This is a genomic window from Ruegeria sp. BF7, from assembly GCF_056538605.1.
The window spans coordinates 42,540-60,617 of the sequence record NZ_JBQFTM010000006.1; the positions used below are offsets into that span (position 1 = coordinate 42,540).

17 protein-coding genes are annotated in these 18,078 nt (G+C 59.9%); 10 read left to right on the forward strand and 7 right to left on the reverse strand.

The window, feature by feature from the left end:
* Positions 1 to 349: 349 nt before the first annotated feature.
* Genes leuD through leuC form a run of 3 tightly spaced genes read right to left on the reverse strand, consistent with a single transcriptional unit; the run spans position 350 to position 2,984 of the window.
* Positions 350 to 955, reverse strand: coding sequence for a 3-isopropylmalate dehydratase small subunit (gene leuD, locus ACR0IK_RS13940; RefSeq protein ID WP_480641902.1), 606 nt, complete (start codon positions 953 to 955; stop codon positions 350 to 352).
* A 42-nt stretch (positions 956 to 997) separates the two neighbouring features.
* Positions 998 to 1,543: an HdeD family acid-resistance protein gene (locus ACR0IK_RS13945; RefSeq protein WP_480641903.1), complete on the reverse strand. Its 546-nt coding sequence runs from the start codon at positions 1,541 to 1,543 to the stop codon at positions 998 to 1,000.
* Positions 1,544 to 1,580: 37 nt separating this feature from the next.
* A complete protein-coding gene (gene leuC / locus ACR0IK_RS13950) occupies positions 1,581 to 2,984 on the reverse strand; it encodes a 3-isopropylmalate dehydratase large subunit (RefSeq protein WP_480594399.1) in 1,404 nt (467 codons plus the stop codon).
* A gap of 240 nt (positions 2,985 to 3,224) precedes the next feature.
* Here leuC and ACR0IK_RS13955 point away from each other — a divergent pair, with 240 nt between their 5' ends.
* The 4 genes from ACR0IK_RS13955 to ACR0IK_RS13970 all read left to right on the forward strand — a co-directional run bounded on the left by ACR0IK_RS13955 (position 3,225) and on the right by ACR0IK_RS13970 (position 6,103).
* Complete coding sequence (locus tag ACR0IK_RS13955; protein WP_480641904.1) at positions 3,225 to 4,577, forward strand: mechanosensitive ion channel family protein; 1,353 nt, start codon at positions 3,225 to 3,227, stop codon at positions 4,575 to 4,577.
* A gap of 164 nt (positions 4,578 to 4,741) precedes the next feature.
* Positions 4,742 to 5,101, forward strand: coding sequence for a ribosome silencing factor (gene rsfS, locus ACR0IK_RS13960; RefSeq protein ID WP_170327847.1), 360 nt, complete (start codon positions 4,742 to 4,744; stop codon positions 5,099 to 5,101).
* Positions 5,102 to 5,145: 44 nt separating this feature from the next.
* Positions 5,146 to 5,616 carry a 23S rRNA (pseudouridine(1915)-N(3))-methyltransferase RlmH gene (gene rlmH / locus ACR0IK_RS13965; RefSeq protein ID WP_480594401.1) on the forward strand — a complete coding sequence of 157 codons (471 nt, stop codon included), beginning with the start codon at positions 5,146 to 5,148 and terminating at the stop codon, positions 5,614 to 5,616.
* Position 5,617: 1 nt separating this feature from the next.
* Entirely contained in the window at positions 5,618 to 6,103 is a 486-nt protein-coding gene (locus tag ACR0IK_RS13970) for a flavodoxin family protein (RefSeq protein WP_480594402.1), read from the forward strand.
* A gap of 3 nt (positions 6,104 to 6,106) precedes the next feature.
* Here the strand turns inward: ACR0IK_RS13970 and ACR0IK_RS13975 are convergent, their stop codons facing one another.
* Both ACR0IK_RS13975 and ACR0IK_RS13980 read right to left on the reverse strand, forming a co-directional pair.
* A complete protein-coding gene (locus ACR0IK_RS13975) occupies positions 6,107 to 6,454 on the reverse strand; it encodes a hypothetical protein (RefSeq protein ID WP_480594479.1) in 348 nt (115 codons plus the stop codon).
* A gap of 35 nt (positions 6,455 to 6,489) precedes the next feature.
* Entirely contained in the window at positions 6,490 to 7,200 is a 711-nt protein-coding gene (locus ACR0IK_RS13980; protein WP_480641905.1) for a DUF599 domain-containing protein, read from the reverse strand.
* Between the two features lie 81 nt (positions 7,201 to 7,281).
* Here ACR0IK_RS13980 and ACR0IK_RS13985 point away from each other — a divergent pair, with 81 nt between their 5' ends.
* The 6 genes from ACR0IK_RS13985 to ACR0IK_RS14010 all read left to right on the forward strand — a co-directional run bounded on the left by ACR0IK_RS13985 (position 7,282) and on the right by ACR0IK_RS14010 (position 13,489).
* The gene (locus ACR0IK_RS13985; protein ID WP_480641906.1) at positions 7,282 to 8,730 is read left to right on the forward strand and encodes an FAD-linked oxidase C-terminal domain-containing protein; all 1,449 of its coding nucleotides are present in this window, start codon (positions 7,282 to 7,284) and stop codon (positions 8,728 to 8,730) included.
* Positions 8,731 to 8,755: 25 nt separating this feature from the next.
* Positions 8,756 to 9,856 carry an FAD-binding protein gene (locus ACR0IK_RS13990; RefSeq protein ID WP_480641907.1) on the forward strand — a complete coding sequence of 367 codons (1,101 nt, stop codon included), beginning with the start codon at positions 8,756 to 8,758 and terminating at the stop codon, positions 9,854 to 9,856.
* A 4-nt stretch (positions 9,857 to 9,860) separates the two neighbouring features.
* Positions 9,861 to 11,177 (forward strand): glycolate oxidase subunit GlcF, encoded by a 1,317-nt coding sequence (gene glcF, locus ACR0IK_RS13995; protein ID WP_480641908.1) that lies wholly within the window; start codon positions 9,861 to 9,863, stop codon positions 11,175 to 11,177.
* A 118-nt stretch (positions 11,178 to 11,295) separates the two neighbouring features.
* Positions 11,296 to 12,087: a trypsin-like serine peptidase gene (locus ACR0IK_RS14000; protein WP_480594407.1), complete on the forward strand. Its 792-nt coding sequence runs from the start codon at positions 11,296 to 11,298 to the stop codon at positions 12,085 to 12,087.
* Positions 12,084 to 12,899 carry a trypsin-like serine peptidase gene (locus ACR0IK_RS14005; RefSeq protein ID WP_480641909.1) on the forward strand — a complete coding sequence of 272 codons (816 nt, stop codon included), beginning with the start codon at positions 12,084 to 12,086 and terminating at the stop codon, positions 12,897 to 12,899. Before ACR0IK_RS14000 ends, ACR0IK_RS14005 begins: the two co-directional genes overlap by 4 nt.
* A gap of 122 nt (positions 12,900 to 13,021) precedes the next feature.
* A complete protein-coding gene (locus tag ACR0IK_RS14010) occupies positions 13,022 to 13,489 on the forward strand; it encodes an Hsp20 family protein (protein ID WP_170405897.1) in 468 nt (155 codons plus the stop codon).
* A 779-nt stretch (positions 13,490 to 14,268) separates the two neighbouring features.
* Here ACR0IK_RS14010 and ACR0IK_RS14015 read toward each other — a convergent pair.
* Both ACR0IK_RS14015 and ACR0IK_RS14020 read right to left on the reverse strand, forming a co-directional pair.
* Positions 14,269 to 16,452: an esterase-like activity of phytase family protein gene (locus ACR0IK_RS14015; RefSeq protein WP_480641910.1), complete on the reverse strand. Its 2,184-nt coding sequence runs from the start codon at positions 16,450 to 16,452 to the stop codon at positions 14,269 to 14,271.
* 134 nt (positions 16,453 to 16,586) lie between these two features.
* Entirely contained in the window at positions 16,587 to 18,062 is a 1,476-nt protein-coding gene (locus ACR0IK_RS14020) for an NAD-dependent succinate-semialdehyde dehydrogenase (protein ID WP_480641911.1), read from the reverse strand.
* Between the last annotated feature and the right edge of the window lie 16 nt (positions 18,063 to 18,078).

Here is an 18,078-nt window from a genome sequence, read left to right on the forward strand (position 1 = left end):
CTTTCAAACTGGATTAGTCGATTCTTCGCCGACTTCACTTCCAACTTGTGCCCGCCACTTTAAGTTGTGGCGGATGTCTTAAGTCACCAATGTTCAACTGGTGGGTGCCTGTCCCCGCCACATTGGCGATAAGCGACATTTCGCTCAAGCCAAGGCGCAGAAAACACGTGATTTCGGGCAAAATGATGGCGCAACTGGTGCGGGATTGCATCATTTTGGACGCAAATCCGACGTGTGTATCATTATGATACCTAGATGTTGTGGTCTTGTGACTTTCAACCCCAAGAATGCGAACGGGGCCGCCTTGGCGACCCCATAAAGTTGTGCATTCACAGATTCGTTTACAGAATCACACCCAGGGGCGCGCCTGGCTTGCATGATCCTCGAACTTGTCGATGTGATGATCTTTCTCCATCGTCAGGCCAATATCGTCCAGACCGTTCAGCAGGCAGTGCTTACGGTGCGGGTCGACATCGAATTCGATCACGACCCCATCCGAGGTGGTGATCTGCTGATCTTCCAGATGCACGGTCATGCGGGCGTTTTCACCCTTGTGTGCATCTTCCATCAGAATGGCGTGATGCTCCTCCCCGACCACGATGGGCAGGATGCCGTTCTTGAAGCAGTTGTTGAAGAAGATGTCGGCAAAGCTGGTTGAGATCACAACCTTGATGCCGAAATCCTTGATCGCCCATGGTGCGTGTTCCCGCGACGAGCCGCAGCCAAAGTTGTCGCCTGCGACCAGAATCTCGGTCTGGCGATAGGCGGGCTTGTTCAGGACGAACTCTTCGTTCTCCTGCCCGTCATCGTGATAGCGCATCTCGTCGAACAGCACGACGCCAAGGCCGGACCGTTTGATGGTCTTCAGGTGCACTTTGGGGATGATCATATCGGTGTCGATATTGATCAACGGCATTGGGGCGGCCACCCCGTGGACTTTTTCAAACTTTTCCATGTTCACACTCCTGCGGGAGAGGGCCGCGCCCATGCCCCGCGTTTAAGCTTCCTTCGTTTCGCCTTTGGGTGCTTTCCTGACAAAGAACGCCATGAAGACCAATCCGAACCCGTTGAACAGCATCTCGATGCCCAGGAAGATCCCCAGAATGCTCAGCAGCACCTGAGGGTCGCTTCCGACGTAGGTCCAGATGATCCCTGCGAGGATGATCGACAAGATGCCCGAGATCATCGTGGGCCAGAAAAACTGCGTTCCGCGCATCTGGAACGACAGAAAGACCCGCGCAATGCCGCCTGCCATGAACAGAATCAGCATCACCGTCGCAAGGGTCAGGGTTCCCTGCAGCGGGTGGTCCAGGAAGGACCAGCCCAGAAACAGCATCACCGCACCCATGATGAGTGACAGAATCTTGTTGCCAGTGCCTTCAACCGTGAAGCCACCCACAAGTTGCAGCGCGCCCGAAATCAGCAGCAACACGCCGGTTACCACTGTCACGGCGACAGACGCCACAACTGGCGCGCCCAGTACAAAGATACCGAACGCGATAGACAGAAGCCCCAGCAGGAGCCATTTGACCCAGTCACTCATGTTTTCAATCCCTCAAATATCTAGATATGAGGGGACCTTACATCAAATCCCGGACGTCTGTCAGCCGTCCTGTGATTGCCGCTGCGGCAGCCATTGCCGGGCTCAGCAGGTGGGTGCGTCCACCGCGGCCCTGACGGCCTTCGAAGTTGCGGTTCGAGGTCGCGGCACAGCGCTCGCCCGGTTGCAGCTGGTCGGGGTTCATCGCCAGACACATCGAACATCCCGCCAGACGCCATTCGAAACCGGCCGCTTTGAAGATGTCGGCCAGACCTTCTTCCTCGGCTTGGGCACGAACCAGTCCGGAACCCGGCACGACCATGGCGCGCAGACCGTCCTTGATCTTTTTGCCCTTCAGAATCTCGGCTGCGGCGCGCAGGTCCTCGATACGGCCATTGGTGCAGGACCCGATGAAGACGGTGTCGATTTCCACATCGCTCAGCTTTTGACCGGCTTCCAGACCCATGTATTCGATAGACCGGCGGGCTGCGTCAACCTTGCCGCCTTCGAAATCCTCGGGGTTCGGTACGGTTGCGGTGATCGGCAGCACGTCTTCGGGACTGGTGCCCCAGGTAACGACCGGCGCAATGTCTTCGCCGCGCAGGGTGATGACCTTGTCGAAATGTGCGTCTTCGTCGGTGAACAGCGTCTTCCACCAGTCCATCGCGGCTTCCCACTGGGCGCCTTTTGGTGCGTGCGGGCGGCCTTTGACATATTCAAAGGTGGTTTCGTCCGGCGCGATCAGGCCCGCGCGGGCGCCGCCTTCGATGGCCATGTTGCAGACGGTCATGCGGCCTTCCATCGAGAGGTCACGAATCGCTTCGCCGCAATACTCGATGACATAACCGGTGCCGCCGGCGGTACCGGTCTCACCGATCACAGCCAGCGTGATGTCTTTGGCAGTCACGCCCGGCTGCAGTTTGCCGGTGATCTCGACCTTCATGTTTTTGGATTTCTTCTGGATCAGCGTCTGCGTGGCCAGAACATGCTCGACCTCGGAGGTACCGATGCCGTGGGCCAATGCGCCGAATGCACCGTGAGTGGCAGTGTGGCTATCACCGCAGACCACGGTCATGCCCGGCAGGGTCCAGCCCTGTTCCGGGCCAACGATGTGGACGATGCCCTGACGGACGTCATGCACCGGGTAATAGTGAATGCCGAAATCCTTGGCGTTCTTGTCCAGCGCTTCGACCTGAATGCGTGATTCCGGGTTTTCGATCCCGTTCACACGATCCGGCGTGGTGGGAACGTTGTGATCCGGCACGGCGATGGTCTTTTCCGGTGCGCGCACCTTGCGGCCTGCCATACGCAGGCCCTCGAACGCCTGCGGGCTGGTCACTTCGTGCACCAGATGGCGGTCGATATACAGCAGGCAGGTGCCATCATCGGCTTCGTGCGCGACATGGGCGTCCCAGATCTTGTCATAGAGTGTTTTGGGGGACATCGGTCCTCTCCCGTATTTAATGAGAAATAGCTGGCGAGTGGCTGGACGACTTTATAGGCGCGCCAGAACCGTGCGGGCGGCCCCAAAGAACCGTTCACGCAGACGCGTGCGGTCTTGCAACGTAGGTGCTGGGGTCAGTGTGAGTCTCATGCGCACCAGATATATCGCGTCAGGCTGTCAATCAAGGTTCAATCCCCGGACAGGCTTGCATCGCGCGGAAACGCTGTCCAAGCTGGGGCCATGAACCAGGACCTGATCCCCAGCTCGCTGTCGGACCTCTATGATAACATGGTCGCGGGCTTTTCCGTGCAATACGAAAACCTTGTCGAGTTGATCGTAACGCCAGGCTGGCGCCAGCACCAGTTGGTCATCATTCTGGGCCTGTGGGCGCTGGCCTATGTCCTGAAACTGGCGACACAAGGCCGATGGGAGGCCTGGGCCCGCGCCCGCGAAGGTTGGCCGAAATGGCGACTGCGGATTCTGGTGCAGCTGATGCAGCGCCTGACGCTGGTCTATTTCGTGCTGCTGTCATGGGCCCTGTATTTGTTGATGCAGCAGATCACATGGCCCTCGCGCAGTTACATCATCGGGGTTGTGGCAACTTTGGCCCTGGCGTGGCTGGCCATTGCGCTGGTGGCGCGTTTGGTACGCAACCGGACGCTACGGCGCATCTTCAAATGGGCGATGTGGGTCTATGCAACGCTGGTTGCCCTGAATCTGACTGATGATGTGGCCGAATTTCTGGACGGGGTGGCGATTTCCATCGGTGATCTGCACATCTCGGCGCTAGGGATTCTCAAGGCGACCCTGCTGATCGGTATCCTGCTGACGCTCGCGCGGATCGGCACCCGCGCCGCCGAACGGGGGCTGAAGAGCAATGACGACATAACTCCGTCGATGCAGGTGCTGCTGGCCAAGGGCATTCAGGTACTTTTGTATGGCGCAGTCTTTCTGGCCGCCATCCGTACGCTGGGGTTCGACCTGACCGGCATTGCGCTGCTGTCCGGTGCAATCGGTGTGGGGATCGGGTTCGGTCTGCAAAAGGTGGTGTCGAACCTGATCTCGGGGATCATCATCCTGATGGACCGGTCGATCAAGCCGGGCGACGTGATCTCGCTGGGGGACACGTTCGGATGGATCAACGCGCTGGGCGCGCGTTATGTCTCGGTGGTCACGCGGGACGGGCGCGAATACCTGATCCCGAACGAGGACTTGATCACCAATCAGGTGGTGAACTGGTCGCATTCGGACAAGTTCGTGCGGCTGGATCTGGAGTTTGGCACCAGCTATGATGACGACCCGCATCTTGTGCGCGCAACGGCCATAAAAGCAGTTAAAACCGTGACCCGAGTGCTAAGCGGTGGCAGCCACGAACCGGTCTGTCACATCACCGGGTTTGGCGACAGCAGCGTGGACTACGTGCTGCGGTTCTGGATCAGCGATCCGACCAAGGGGCTGACCAATATACGCGGCAATGTCTACCTTGCGCTGTGGGACGCCTTTAAGGTGGAAAACATCTCGATCCCCTTCCCGCAGCGCGAGGTTCGGCTGTTGTCAGACAGCGCAGACACGCAACAGATCGCCAAGGAGTGACCACCCGTGCGCCCGGCCCGGCGGCCATTCATTGAAATGTTGCATTCCTCTTGTTACCTTATTAGTACCCCTGCGCCGGGGTTTGGCGGCGCGCAGCAAAGGAGGACTATGTCCTGTCTCTACATACCCAGGCGGGTTTGCCCGCCGATGACGGGGCCGGTTTAATGGCCCACTCTCAGTCAATCAGCGACAAGCTGCTTGAACGTATCCTTTCCTCACTTTCCGATGACAAGGCCGAAGACGTCGTACAGATCAACCTGCAGGGCAAATCCTCGGTTGCGGATCACATGGTGATTGCCTCGGGTCGCTCGACCCGTCAGGTCGCAGCCATGGCGGAAAAGCTGACGGATCGCATCAAGCAGGAATTCGGTTTCACTTCGAAGGTCGAAGGCAAGGATGCCGGCGACTGGGTGCTGATCGATACGGGCGACGTTATCGTCCATATCTTCCGCCCAGAAGTGCGTGAATTCTACCAGCTGGAAAAGATGTGGCTGCCTCAGGGTGGCAGCGCCTCGGCGAACTGAGGCGCCATCCCGGCCTGCATTAACAGGTCGGCGGCGAGAGAAATATGCGTATAAGCATTTGTGCGGTCGGGCGATTGCGTGCCGGACCGGAGAAGACCCTGCTTGACGACTATCTGACAAGATTTGACCGGACCGGCCGCAGCTTGGGCCTTGGTCCCGTGCGCGTGGTCGAGGTCGAAGACAAGAAAAACGCAGGCATGGGCGCCGAGGCCGCGTTGCTGCGCAAGGCGCTGCCCAAGGGTGCGGTGATCTGCACACTGGACGAGCGTGGGCGGGTGATGTCGTCACCCGATTTTGCTGAAAAACTGGGTGGTTGGCGTGACGCTGGGCGGCAAGAACTGGCGTTAGTTATAGGCGGCGCGGACGGAATAGACCCCAATCTGCGGACCGAGGCCGATTTTTCCATCTCATTCGGGTCGATGGTCTGGCCCCATATGCTGGTCCGTGTGATGCTGGCCGAGCAACTCTATCGGGCCGCAACCATCCTGTCGGGCGGTCCTTATCATCGGGTCTGACATGGCGCAGCTTCTGATCGTTTACCATTCGCGGACCGGCGGCGCCCGGCAAATGGCCGAAGCCGCCGCCGAGGCTGCGCGGGCTGAGGCCGAAACTGTTCTGAAATTCGCCGATCAGGCGGGGCCAGAGGATTTGCTGGCCGCTGACGGCTATCTTTTCTGCGCCCCCGAGAATCTGGCCGCGATATCGGGTCTGATGAAAGAGTTTTTCGACCGCAGCTACTATCCGGTACTCGGCCGGATCGAAGGGCGCCCCTATGCGCAGATGGTCTGCGCCGGGTCCGACGGAGAGAATGCGGCGCGACAGATGGCGCGAATTGCGACGGGCTGGCGGTTGAAAGAGGTGCAGCCGCCGCTGATCCTGTGCACCCACGCCCAGTCACCCGAGGCAATTCTGGCCCAAAAGACCATCCCCGATGATCAGCTTGATCACTGTCGCGAAATAGGAGCTGCCTTGGCCGCAGGGCTGAGCCTTGGCGTTTTCTGATCTTCAGTTCAGATCAACAACCGTGGTACCGTCGTTCCAGCCATCGACATTGCAGCGCGCCTGAACCTGCACTTGCTTAACCCCTTCTGGGATCACCACACCACTCAAAGAGCGGGTAAAAGGCTGCTCATTCTCATGCGGATGGTGAAGGACGCGCATCCCCAGTTCTTTGCCGTCCATGTCCAGCACGCGCCACCCGTCGGCGTAGTGGTCCCAACCGGTGTCCGGGTGCCGGATTGTCACGTCGAATCGCCAGGTATCGCCACTCTGACTGGCCGAAACATTCTCGATCACTGCAGGATCGGCGAAAGCGGGTGCTGCCAGAACGGCGCTGAGAATCAGGTATCGCATAAGGCGACCATACGGGGTGATGTGCGGCTGCGTCATCACGACTCCGTGTTAGGTGGCAAGGTCAGCAGAACTGACCGGGAATGGGATGCGAATTCGCGTCGATACAGAACGCCGAGAGTGATGACGGTCCCGAGGATCAGGGTAATAGGGCCTAAAATCCACGCCAGCGAGGCCAGCGCAAAATAGGTGCCGCGCAGGCCGCGATTGAAGCTGCGAGCAGCGGTGACGCAGATTTCCGCCGCTTGCGCCGCGCGCGGATAGGCATGCGAGTCTTCCGGATCGTTCGGAACGGCGGCCATAAGCACCGCGCAATAGCCAAACAGCCGATGCGCCCAGACATATTTCAGGAAAGCGTTGGCCAGAAACAAGATCACTACCAGAATCTTGATCTCCCACACCAGCGCCGGGGCGCTGCCGATGGCCAGATCGCTGGCCACGCCGGCCAACCGTTCGGTGTTACCCAGCAGGGCCAGCCCGCCGCCGATGGCAATCATCGTTGTGGACGCAAAGAACGTGCTGCCCTGCCGCATCGCCGCCACGATCTGAGCATCAAACATACGGGGCTGCCGCGTGACCATCTCGTGCATCCAGACGCGCCGGAAGTCATCCATAATCATCGTGACCGATTGTTTGTCTGGTGCGGTATGCTCGATCCGCCAGCCGATCCACTGCCACGCAACCAGCAACAGCAGCACGGCAGCATAGTCCAGTGATGAGAACAAAAGGGCGCGGTCGATCCATGTCATGTCGGTGACAGTAGGGTCAGAGATAGGAACTTGCCAGATGGATAAATTGGTAATATTATTTTACCAAACGGAGGATCAGCGATGGAAATGCCCTTGCCAAACCCCGAAATCCTGGCGCGCAAGCAGGCTGTTCTGACGCGCCTGTTGCGGGTGGTGTCTGCGGATGCCGTGATCCATGACCCGGCTGAGACCCGCGCTTATGAATGTGACGCGCTGACCGCTTATCGCTGTCCCCCGATGCTGGCGGTCTTGCCGTCGACCACGCAACAGGTCTCGGACGTGCTGCGTATCTGCCATGAAGAGGGCGTTCCAGTGGTGCCGCGCGGCTCGGGCACGTCGCTCGCCGGTGGGGCGTTGCCAACGGCCGATTGCGTCATTCTGGGCATTGCCCGGATGAATGAGGTGCTGGAGACCGATTATGACAACCGCTTTGTTCGGGTTCAGACCGGCCGCACCAACCTGAGCGTGACCGGTGCGGTCGAGGAAGAAGACTTTTTCTACGCGCCCGATCCGTCCTCGCAACTGGCATGCGCGATTGCGGGCAACATCGCGATGAACTCGGGCGGGGCGCATTGCCTGAAATACGGCGTGACCACCAACAACCTGCTGGGCGTGAAAATGGTGATGATGGATGGCAGCGTGGTCGAGATCGGCGGCGCACATCTGGACGCGGGCGGGCTGGACCTGCTGGGTGTCATCTGTGGGTCCGAGGGGCAGTTGGGCGTGGTGACCGAAGCCACGCTGCGCATCCTGCGCAAACCCGAGGGCGCACGGCCGGTGCTGATGGGGTTCGATGATAATGAGGTTGCGGGTCAATGCGTGTCCGACATCATCAAGTCGGGCATCCTGCCGGTGGCGATCGAGTTCATGGACACGCTCTGCATCAAGGCTTGTGAGAACTTTGCTCATGCGGGGTATCCGGATTGCCACGCGCTGTTGATTGTCGAGGTCGAAGGTTCCGAGGCCGAGATCGACCATCAACTGTCGAAAATCATCGAGATTGCCAAGCGCCACAACCCGGTGGAACTGCGCGAAAGCCAGTCGGCCGAGGAAAGCGCCAAAATCTGGCTTGGGCGGAAATCGGCCTTTGGTGCGATGGGCCAGATGAACGACTATATGTGTCTGGACGGCACAATCCCCGTGTCTTCGCTGCCCGAAGTCCTGCGCCGGATCGGAGAACTGAGCGGGGAATATGGTCTGCCTGTGGGCAACGTGTTCCACGCGGGAGACGGCAACATGCATCCGCTGATCCTGTTCGATGCCAACAAGCCCGGCGATCTGGAGAAGTGTGAGGCGTTCGGTGCCGATATCCTGAAACTCTGTGTCGATGTCGGCGGTTGTCTGACCGGCGAGCATGGCGTGGGCATCGAAAAGCGGGACTTGATGTCCCATCAATACGCGCCCGCGGACCTTGAGGCGCAGATGGCCGTCAAGGATGTGTTCGATCCCAAATGGCTGCTGAACCCCGCCAAGGTGTTCCCTCTGGATGTATCCGAATCCCGTCGGGAAGTGCGGGTGGCTGCAGAATAACAGGCTCTAACAAAGAAGTTTTGCGATGAAACCTGAGACAGAGGCCGAACTGGCCGAAATGGTGGCCGGGCTGACGGAGCCGGTGCGGATTGTCGGCGGCGGTACACGCGGGGTGGACGGACCGGAGGCGGTGCTTGAGACCTCGGGGCTGAGCGGGATTACCCTCTATGAGCCCGGAGCGCTGACGCTGGTGGCGCAAGCGGGCACGCCGGTGGCCGAGATCGAGGCCGCCCTGAAGGCAGAAGGGCAGCAACTTGCCTTTGAGCCAATGGACCATCGGGGATTGCTGGGCACCAGCGGGACACCGACCATTGGCGGCGTTGTGGCGGCCAATATCTCCGGCCCGCGCCGTATTCAGGCCGGGGCGTGCCGCGATTTCCTGTTGGGCGTACGCTATGTCGATGGCATGGGGCAGGTGATCAAGAATGGCGGCCGGGTGATGAAAAACGTGACCGGCTACGATCTGGTCAAGCTGATGGCCGGATCGTGGGGCACGCTTGGGGTTCTGACCGACGTGTCGCTGAAGGTGCTGCCCAAGCCCGAGGCCGTTGCGACCCTTGCTGTTCACGTTGCCGACGCCGGGGATGCGATTCTGACCCTGTCTGCCGCGCTGAAATCCCCGTTCGAGGTCAGCGGTGCCGCCTATGATCCACAAGACGGGCGGGCATTGTTGCGGGTCGAGGGGTTCTCGGATTCCGTGACCTACCGGACAGAAAAGTTGAAATCCACGCTGTCATTGTTTGGTGAGATCACCGAGATACCGGACTCAGCCGAGCTCTGGCAGGGTCTGCGCGACGTCAGGCCGTTTCACGGGCAAAAGGGTGATGTCTGGCGGATTTCGGTCAAACCAACCGATGCGCCTGATGTCGCAACCCGTCTTGAGGCGGACCAGACATTTTTCGACTGGGGCGGAGGTCTGATTTGGGCGCGGGTCCCCCATGGCACTGATCTGCGCGCCCGGTTGGGCGCATTCGAAGGCCACGCGACGCTGGTGCGGGCGGATGCAAAAACTGCCGAGGCCTTGGGTCGGTTTCAACCCGAGTCCGCTGAAATTCAGGCTCTAACGAGGGGATTGCGACAGCGTTTCGATCCCCGCACTATTTTCAATCCGGGTCTGATGGAGTAGGCGGATGCAGACGACATTCACGGAAAAGCAGCTGCAGGACCCGGCAATCCAGCGTTCGAACGAAATCCTGCGCAACTGCGTGCATTGCGGGTTCTGCACCGCCACCTGCCCGACCTATCAGGTGCTGGGCGATGAGTTGGACAGCCCGCGCGGACGTATCTACCTGATCAAGGATATGCTGGAAAACGAGCGTGTCCCGGACGAGAAAACGGTCAAGCATATCGACCGTTGCCTATCCTGTCTGGCCTGCATGACGACCTGTCCCTCGGGCGTGCATTACATGCATCTGGTCGACCATGCGCGGGAATATATCGAGGCCAATTACAAGCGCCCCTTCACCGATCGCGCCTTGCGCTGGGTGTTGGCGCAGGTTCTGCCCTATCCGATGCGATTCCGCTGGGCGCTGATCGGGGCCAAGCTGGGTCGCCCGTTTCGCTTCCTGATGCCGGATGCCCGGCTGCGGGCGATGCTGGAGATGGCGCCGAAACATATCCCGCCGGTCAGTCGCAACGACGACCCGCAGAGCTTCGCGCCCAAGGGGCCGCGTATCAAACGGGTGGCGCTGATGACGGGATGTGCGCAAAAGGCGCTGAACACCGATATCAACGACGCGACGATCCGCCTGCTGACGCGGCTGGGATGTGAGGTCGTGGTGGCCGAAGGCGCCGGGTGCTGTGGCGCGCTGACCCATCACATGGGGAAAGTGCAGGACAGTCACAAGGCGGCAGAGGCCAATATCAGAGCCTGGGTTGCCGAGATGGACAAAAGCGGTCTGGACGCGATCGTCATCAATACCTCGGGCTGCGGCACCACCGTCAAGGATTATGGGCATATGTTCCGCGATGGTCCTCTGGCCGAGGATGCGGTCCGGGTGTCGGGCATCGCGATGGATATCAGCGAGCTGCTGATGCAGCTGGATATGCCCAAAGGTGCCCGCAAGGACATGGTTGTCGCCTATCACGCGGCCTGTTCTCTGCAGCACGGGCAGAAGATCAAAACCCATCCCAAGGATCTGCTGAAAAGGGCCGGCTTTTCAGTGTTAGAGCCTGTTGACAGCCATCTGTGCTGCGGCAGCGCGGGAACATACAACCTGATGCAGCCTGAAATCTCTGGCCAGTTGAAGCAGCGCAAGGTCAGAACGCTCGAGGCGAAAAACCCCGATGTGATCGCCGCGGGTAATATCGGCTGCATGATGCAGATCGGATCGGGCACGGATGTTCCGGTTCTGCACACGGTTGAGCTGTTGGACTGGGCGACCGGAGGTCCCAAGCCGCAAGCCCTGCAAGCGGCCACCGTGCCAGAGGTCCCGATCCTCAGGTAAGCGCGGATGATGCAGCGGTGCATCAGGTTCCGGAGGAAACCGCGCCCGGCGCTACCGCCCTATTTTCGCCCCACCCGGGCCGTAGGAAGGTAAGCCAACAGCAACGCCGGAGAACCGCTTGCGAAACTGGATCAGGGCAATCGCGCTGGCATTGACACCGATGGCCGCCATGGCGCAGGACAGCGGGCTGAAAAGCCTGGACACCACCGATGCCGGGCGGGCGTGGATGGCTGTGGGCCGTCTGGACATCAGCGGTGCGGGCTTCTGCACCGGAACGCTGATTTCACCGACTTTGGTCCTGACCGCCGCCCATTGCCTGTTTGACAAGTCGACGGGCCGACGGATCGATCTGTCCGAAGTCGAGTTTCTGGCCGCGTGGCGTCTGGGTCGGGCCTCGGCCTACCGAGCGGCCCGGCAGGCGGTGATTCATCCGGAATACCGTTACAGCCACGAAACTCCGACAGCCCGGCTGGGCAATGACATCGCCCTGATCGAGCTATGGCAACCCATACGCAATACCACCGTGATTCCATTTGAAACTGGCGACCGGCCGCGCCGGGGCGCCGAGGTTGGCGTGGTGTCCTATGCGCGGGACCGGGCCGAGGCCCCGTCCCTGCAAGAGGTCTGCTCGGTCATGACCCGCCGGTCCGATGTGCTGGTGATGTCCTGCGATGTCGAGTTCGGCTCATCCGGCGCGCCGGTCTTTTCCTTCGAAGGCGACCGCCCACGCATCGTGTCGGTGGTGGCCGCCAAGGCAGAACTCAATGGTCAGCGGGTCTCGGTCGGCACCGCGGTCGAGGGATCGTTGCCGCTGTTGCAGGCTGAATTGTCGGCCGGTCGCGGATTTCTTGCCGCCACACCCAATGGCACGGGCAACAGGAACATAGGCGCGAGGTTCATCAAGCCATGACACGATACCTGCTGAGCGCCTTTTTGTGCCTGTCAGTCCTGTCGACCGCGTCCCATGCACAAAGCAGCAAGCGCGAACTGACTGACCGCGAGGACTTGTTTGGCTGGGAAGCCATCGGTCGGCTGGACATCGGCAAGCACGGATTCTGTACGGGCACGCTGATTGCGCAAGATCTGGTCCTGACGGCCGCCCATTGCGCGATCGACGAGGATACGGGCAAGACCTATGCCCCGGGCGAGGTGACATTCCGGGCCGGGCTGAGCTATGGCAAATCGCTGGCCGACCGCAAGGTTGTTCAGATCGTGGCGCATCCGGATTACCTCAACCACCCCGAACTTTCCGCTGCGGCCGTGCGAGCAGATGTCGCCCTGATGCGTTTGGAACAGCCTATTCCCTATACCGTGGCCGATCCATTTGTGCTCTACAACGGCGGCGTGGCAGGAAATGAGGTCAGTATTGCCTCATATGGGCGCGGCCGGTCCGAGGCGATCACGCGGGAACGGTCCTGTCAAATTCTGCAGCGGCGGCAGGGGCTGATCACGTTCAACTGTGACATTACCTTCGGGTCATCCGGTTCGGCGTTGCTGGCGCGAAAAGGTCCGCGCTGGCAAATTCTATCGGTTGTTTCCGCGGTTGGAACCGACGGGCGACAGAAGGTCGGTTTCGGGATGGAACTGACTGGAATCGTTTCGGAACTCAAGGCCGACATGCGCCGGGATGCGCCAAAACCCAAAGCCACGATCCGTCGGTTGCAGGTGGGATCGGGCAAGTCCAGTTCGGGCGCGAAATTCATCTCCTCCGGCGGGTCTTGAACTCGGTCAAAATGCTCCCCATGTGAACTGTACCGGGTCGCCACAAACGGGGCCCGGCATATTGAACCGCCCGTCCGAACGGAGGGCTAAACACAGATCGCTCAGACATGAGGATATGAAACATGCGTACGTTTGATTTTGCACCGCTGCACCGCGCCACCATTGGGTTCGACCAGATCGCCGACATGATGGACCGCGTTCTGACCAATGACGTGGCTCAGCCCAGCTATCCGCCATACAACATCGAAAAAACCGATGCCGACACCTATCGCATCTCGGTCGCTGTCGCCGGTTTTTCGGAAGATGACCTGTCGGTCGAAATGAAGGAAAACGCGCTGATCGTCGCCGGCAAAAAGGCCGCCGAAGACAAAGAGCGCAGCTACCTGCACCGCGGCATCGCCACCCGCGCGTTCGAGCGCCGCTTTGCGCTGGCTGATCACGTGCGCGTCACCGGCGCGAGCCATGAGAACGGTATGCTGAACATCGACCTGAAGCGCGAAGTGCCCGAGGCTCTGAAACCGCGCCGGATCGAGATTTCTTCGGCCAAGGCCATCGAAAAGGACGTGGTCGACGCCAAAGCCGTGAACTGAGGCCGTTGACCAACAGGCGACAGTCCCGCCTCTCTGGGCTGTCGCAGACTGCACGCCCCGCGCACCTCCAGGCGCGGGGCGTTGTTTATTGCGGCAGAAAGCGTCCGCTTTGCACAACAAAACTGACGTTTTAGATGCAAGAAAGATGTTGGCCTTTTTCTACGGCTCAGGTGCGCGTCCTACGCGGATTACACCTTCATCTGCATTTCGGACAAAATACTGCACCAGATTTCCGCTCGGACCAAACAGCAGTGCCTTATCTCCGAAAAGACCGGAACCGCCAAACCGGGCAGTGACGGTTTTTGTTTCAGGTCCGGGAATATCATTTGCCTCAGTACGCTGCCCGCCTGCTATGCAGCTGACGTAGGTGATCAGAGCCCTACCTGATGAGTCGATGGGGACATCCATTTTTGTCGGCGTTGCAAACGATTTGTCAAAACCGGGCCCGCGTACCGTGCAATTTGCGGCAATCTGTACGCCGTTGTCCTCAGCGCTGAAGGCAATCGCGCGTGTTTTGACTGCGGCTGGCGGTGACGCGACATCCAAAGGTTCTGTCTCAGGAGAAGTCGGACCCGTTGTAGTGTTGCATGCGGCCAGTGCAAGGCAGCCAAAAAGAAAGAGAGCGCGCATTAATTAATCCATTTCCAATGCTTTAGAGATGACTAATACGGTGTGATCCCAGAGTTCAAGGTCGATTTTGCCCATACTGGAAACCGTTCTGAAACCCAAAAAACCCCACGCAGTTCTTACGCGGGGTTTTTCGCACGAAAGGACAAAACTCAGTTCCCGGCTGTCACCGATCCGATCGACCAGAACATCGTCTCGCCCGAGGCATCGTCGACGCCGTCATTGTCGGTCATCACGAACGCCTCGCCCGAGGGCAGGATGGCCAGACCTTCGATCTTGTCCAGAACATAGCCTCCGGTTGAGGTCAGGTCGGGCAGCAGGTCGCGGACCTCTTGCTTACTGACCACCGGCAGTTCGCCACCCAGCGGGGCCGGGGTCATTTCCGATAGCGGGATGCGGTAGATTTTCTTGGTAACGGCGCGGTGGTCGTGCTGGTTGTCGCGCTCGATGACATAGACATGGTCCCCGAATGCCACGATTTCCGACAGACCAACCCAGCCTTTTTCTGGGTCTGCCTTGGGATAGTGCACGGCACCCCATTCCTTGGTCTCCAGATTGTAGGCCACCAGTTTCACGTGGTTCTTGGGGTCATCCTTCCATTCGCGCTGAACGGCTATCCAAAGGGTGTCGCCGACCTTGGTGATGCCTTCGAACCCAAAGCGTTTCTCAACCGCCATCAGTTCCGGCGGCAAGCCGATCTCGCCCTTGCGGTCCTTGATCAGGCCATCGGCCGAGACGTGGTAGATCGCGTGCGGGATGACGCGGTCTGTGCGACCTTCGGAGGCGACGTAGAAGCCACCCTTACCGTCCAGCGTGATGCCCTCAAGGTCCAGTTTCTGCGCCGGGTTACCGTCCTGACGGTGAATGCGGATCACATCCACGATGCGGGCGGGCTGCTGGCTGGGGTCGATCTTGAAGATCGAGGGCTGGAAGCCATAGAAGCTGTCGTTGACCGCGTAGATCATTCCGTCCTCATCCGCGACCAGACCGGACAGGGCACCCCATCCGATCAGCTCATCCGCGCCTGCGGAGGTCAGATGAGGATAGGTGGCGGGGGCGTCCTGATACTCGAAGATCGACACATGCGCGCGCGGGCCGCCATCCTCGATCAGGTCTTTCTCGTTGGCCGAAACCAGCAGGTTACGCTCGGGGATTGCCACATAACCTTCCGGGCCAACACCCGAGGGCAGCAGTTGTTTCAGCACCGGGTTCGCCGGATCAGTAGCGTCATAGACACCCACGATCGAGGCGCGCTCGGCCCCTACAAAGATCATCGGTGTGCCACCGAAGGTGGCTGCGGTCACGCTTTCGGGCTCGACCCCTTTGCTGTCCGAGCGTTTGTCGGGGTAGTGGCCGATCTGAATGATGGCCTTTTCGAAATCGGTGCCGTTTTCGTAAACAACGGTGCCGTCCTTGTGGAAGATCGTCCAACCACGCGAGCCGCCCTCATAGTCGCCTTCATTGGCGGTGGCGAAGTGGTTGTCGTCGATCCATTTCACCGCGTCCGGTTCACGCAGGCGGCCCGGCTGGCTTTCGGTGAAGATCAGCGCGCCGCGCTCATCGGTGGCGTCGATGCCCTCCAGATCCACGCTACCGGCCGAGAAATGGCTGAACACGTTGCCGTCTTTGTCGACGACCGCGATGTGGTTGTTTTCCTGCAGAGTGACGACAGTTTCGCCCAGACTATTGATATCCACGAACTCGGGTTCGGGGTCGGTTGGGGCAACGTCTGCCAGACCTGTAAGCGAGGCCATTTTCATACCTGCGCAATCCAGTGCGCCGTCTTTCAGCGGCACCAGAGCCAGCGACCCGGCGGGCAGCTGCGGGATTATGCCGTCGTTCAGGTCTTCGTCACGTTCATTCTCGATGGCGACGGCGACAAAGCTGCCATCCGGAGAGATGGCGACGCTGTCGGGCTGGCCGCCCAAGTCACAGGCCCCGGTTTCCGCCTTGCTCGCGATATCGGCAGAGATCAGCTTGCCCGACGGTGCGGTATAGCTTTCGGATGTATTGACACCCACAAAGGCCGTCGCGCCAAGGATCCCTACGGATGTCGGCTCACCACCCACGTCCATCGTACCCAAAGGTGCCGGGTTCGCAGGATTGGTGATATCGACCATGCCGATCACGCCCAGCGGGCTGTCGGTGTAGACCAGCGTCATTCCATCCGCAGTCGCAGCGATAATCTCGGGCGAGGTCTCACGGGTGGTATCGGCCCCTTCGGCCATGTTCTTGACGACCGGGAAGGACGCAATTCGGTTGAAGTTCATCTCTGCCGTGGCCTGACCGGCGGTCAAGGCAAGGGCAGATGTCAGGCAGACAAGGCGCAATGACATCGGTTGGTATCCCCTTCTTACTTGGATGCGAGAGGGATGACCGCCGTTGATTGCGCTTTTGTGACGGTTGTGATTCAGTTTGATGACAAGCGCATTAAGAATGGCCACCGCCCGAAAGCGGTGGCCGGATCGGATCAGACCGACATGCAGATGTATTTCATTTCCAGATAGTCTTCCATGCCGTGATGGCTGCCTTCGCGGCCCAGGCCGGACTGTTTGACGCCGCCGAACGGGCCAAGCTCGGTCGAGATAATACCGGTGTTCACGCCGACAATGCCGTATTCAAGCGCCTCGGCCACTTTGTAGACGCGGCTCAGGTCGTTAGCATAGAAGTACGACGCCAGACCAAAGATCGTGTCATTGGCCATGGCGATCACGTCATCTTCGTTTTCGAACTTAAACAGCGGTGCCAGTGGGCCAAAGGTCTCGTCCTGCGCAACCATCATGTCCTGAGTCACGCCGGTCACGATAGTCGGCTGGAAGAAGGTGCCGCCCAGATCATGTGGCAGCCCGCCGGTCAGAACCGCGCCGCCCTTTTCGGTGACGTCCTTGATGTGTTCCTCAACCTTGGCGACTGCATCGGCGTTGATCAACGGACCGGTGGTGGTACCGGAGGACAGGCCGTCGCCGACTTTCAACGCTTCGACCGCGGCTTTCAGCTTGGCTGCGAATGCGTCGTAGACACCCGCCTGTACGTAAATCCGGTTGGCGCAGACGCAAGTCTGGCCGTTGTTGCGGAACTTGCACAGCATCGCCCCTTCGACGGCGGCATCCAGATCGGCGTCGTCGAACACGATGAACGGCGCGTTTCCACCCAGCTCCATCGAGCACTTCATGACCTGATCGGCGGCTTGGCGCAGCAGGATGCGTCCCACCTCGGTCGATCCGGTGAAGGTCAGTTTGCGCACACCCGGGTTTTCGCAGAATTCCTTGCCGATCTCGCTGGCGCGCGACGACGGCACGACGTTGAACACACCCGCCGGGATGCCGGCCTTTTCGGCCAGAAGGCCAAGAACCAGCGCGGACAGCGGTGTTTCGGCCGCAGGGCGGGCAACAAAGGTACAACCTGCGGCCAGAGCAGGCCCAGCCTTTCGGGTGATCATCGCGTTGGGGAAGTTCCATGGCGTGATCGAGGCCGCCACGCCAATGGGCTGTTTCAGAACCGTTATCCGCTTGTCACGCTGATGGCCGGGGATGGTTTCGCCGTAAACGCGTTTGGCCTCTTCGCCGAAGAACTCGATGAAAGACGCGCCATAGCCGATCTCGCCAACAGCTTCGGCCAACGGTTTGCCCTGTTCGGCGGTCAGGATCTTGCCCAGATCCTCGGCGTTTTCCATCATCAGGTCGTACCAGCGGCGCAGGATCACGGCGCGTTCTTTGCCGGTCAGCTTGGCCCATTCCTTCTGCGCTGCTTCGGCCTGAGCAATGGCCCCGGCCACCTGCGCGCGGCTGACATCGGCGACCTCGGCCACCACATCACCGCGGGCGGGGTTGGTCACCGCAAAGGTACCATTGTCGCCATCCACCCACTGGCCGCCGATATAGGCTTTGGTCACCAGCAGATCGGGATTCTTCAGGATCGATTTCAGGTCGGTTGTTGCGTCCAGCATAGGTCAGCCTCCGGCA

Bases quoted from the DNA above. Each gene is read 5' to 3' on its own strand.
- leuD (WP_480641902.1), bottom strand. From the start codon at position 955: ATGGAAAAGTTTGAAAAAGTCCACGGGGTGGCCGCCCCAATGCCGTTG.
- ACR0IK_RS13945 (WP_480641903.1), bottom strand. From the start codon at position 1,543: ATGAGTGACTGGGTCAAATGGCTCCTGCTGGGGCTTCTGTCTATCGCG.
- leuC (WP_480594399.1), bottom strand. From the start codon at position 2,984: ATGTCCCCCAAAACACTCTATGACAAGATCTGGGACGCCCATGTCGCG.
- ACR0IK_RS13955 (WP_480641904.1), top strand. From the start codon at position 3,225: ATGAACCAGGACCTGATCCCCAGCTCGCTGTCGGACCTCTATGATAAC.
- rsfS (WP_170327847.1), top strand. From the start codon at position 4,742: ATGGCCCACTCTCAGTCAATCAGCGACAAGCTGCTTGAACGTATCCTT.
- rlmH (WP_480594401.1), top strand. From the start codon at position 5,146: ATGCGTATAAGCATTTGTGCGGTCGGGCGATTGCGTGCCGGACCGGAG.
- ACR0IK_RS13970 (WP_480594402.1), top strand. From the start codon at position 5,618: ATGGCGCAGCTTCTGATCGTTTACCATTCGCGGACCGGCGGCGCCCGG.
- ACR0IK_RS13975 (WP_480594479.1), bottom strand. From the start codon at position 6,454: ATGCGATACCTGATTCTCAGCGCCGTTCTGGCAGCACCCGCTTTCGCC.
- ACR0IK_RS13980 (WP_480641905.1), bottom strand. From the start codon at position 7,200: ATGACATGGATCGACCGCGCCCTTTTGTTCTCATCACTGGACTATGCT.
- ACR0IK_RS13985 (WP_480641906.1), top strand. From the start codon at position 7,282: ATGGAAATGCCCTTGCCAAACCCCGAAATCCTGGCGCGCAAGCAGGCT.
- ACR0IK_RS13990 (WP_480641907.1), top strand. From the start codon at position 8,756: ATGAAACCTGAGACAGAGGCCGAACTGGCCGAAATGGTGGCCGGGCTG.
- glcF (WP_480641908.1), top strand. From the start codon at position 9,861: ATGCAGACGACATTCACGGAAAAGCAGCTGCAGGACCCGGCAATCCAG.
- ACR0IK_RS14005 (WP_480641909.1), top strand. From the start codon at position 12,084: ATGACACGATACCTGCTGAGCGCCTTTTTGTGCCTGTCAGTCCTGTCG.
- ACR0IK_RS14010 (WP_170405897.1), top strand. From the start codon at position 13,022: ATGCGTACGTTTGATTTTGCACCGCTGCACCGCGCCACCATTGGGTTC.
- ACR0IK_RS14015 (WP_480641910.1), bottom strand. From the start codon at position 16,452: ATGTCATTGCGCCTTGTCTGCCTGACATCTGCCCTTGCCTTGACCGCC.
- ACR0IK_RS14020 (WP_480641911.1), bottom strand. From the start codon at position 18,062: ATGCTGGACGCAACAACCGACCTGAAATCGATCCTGAAGAATCCCGAT.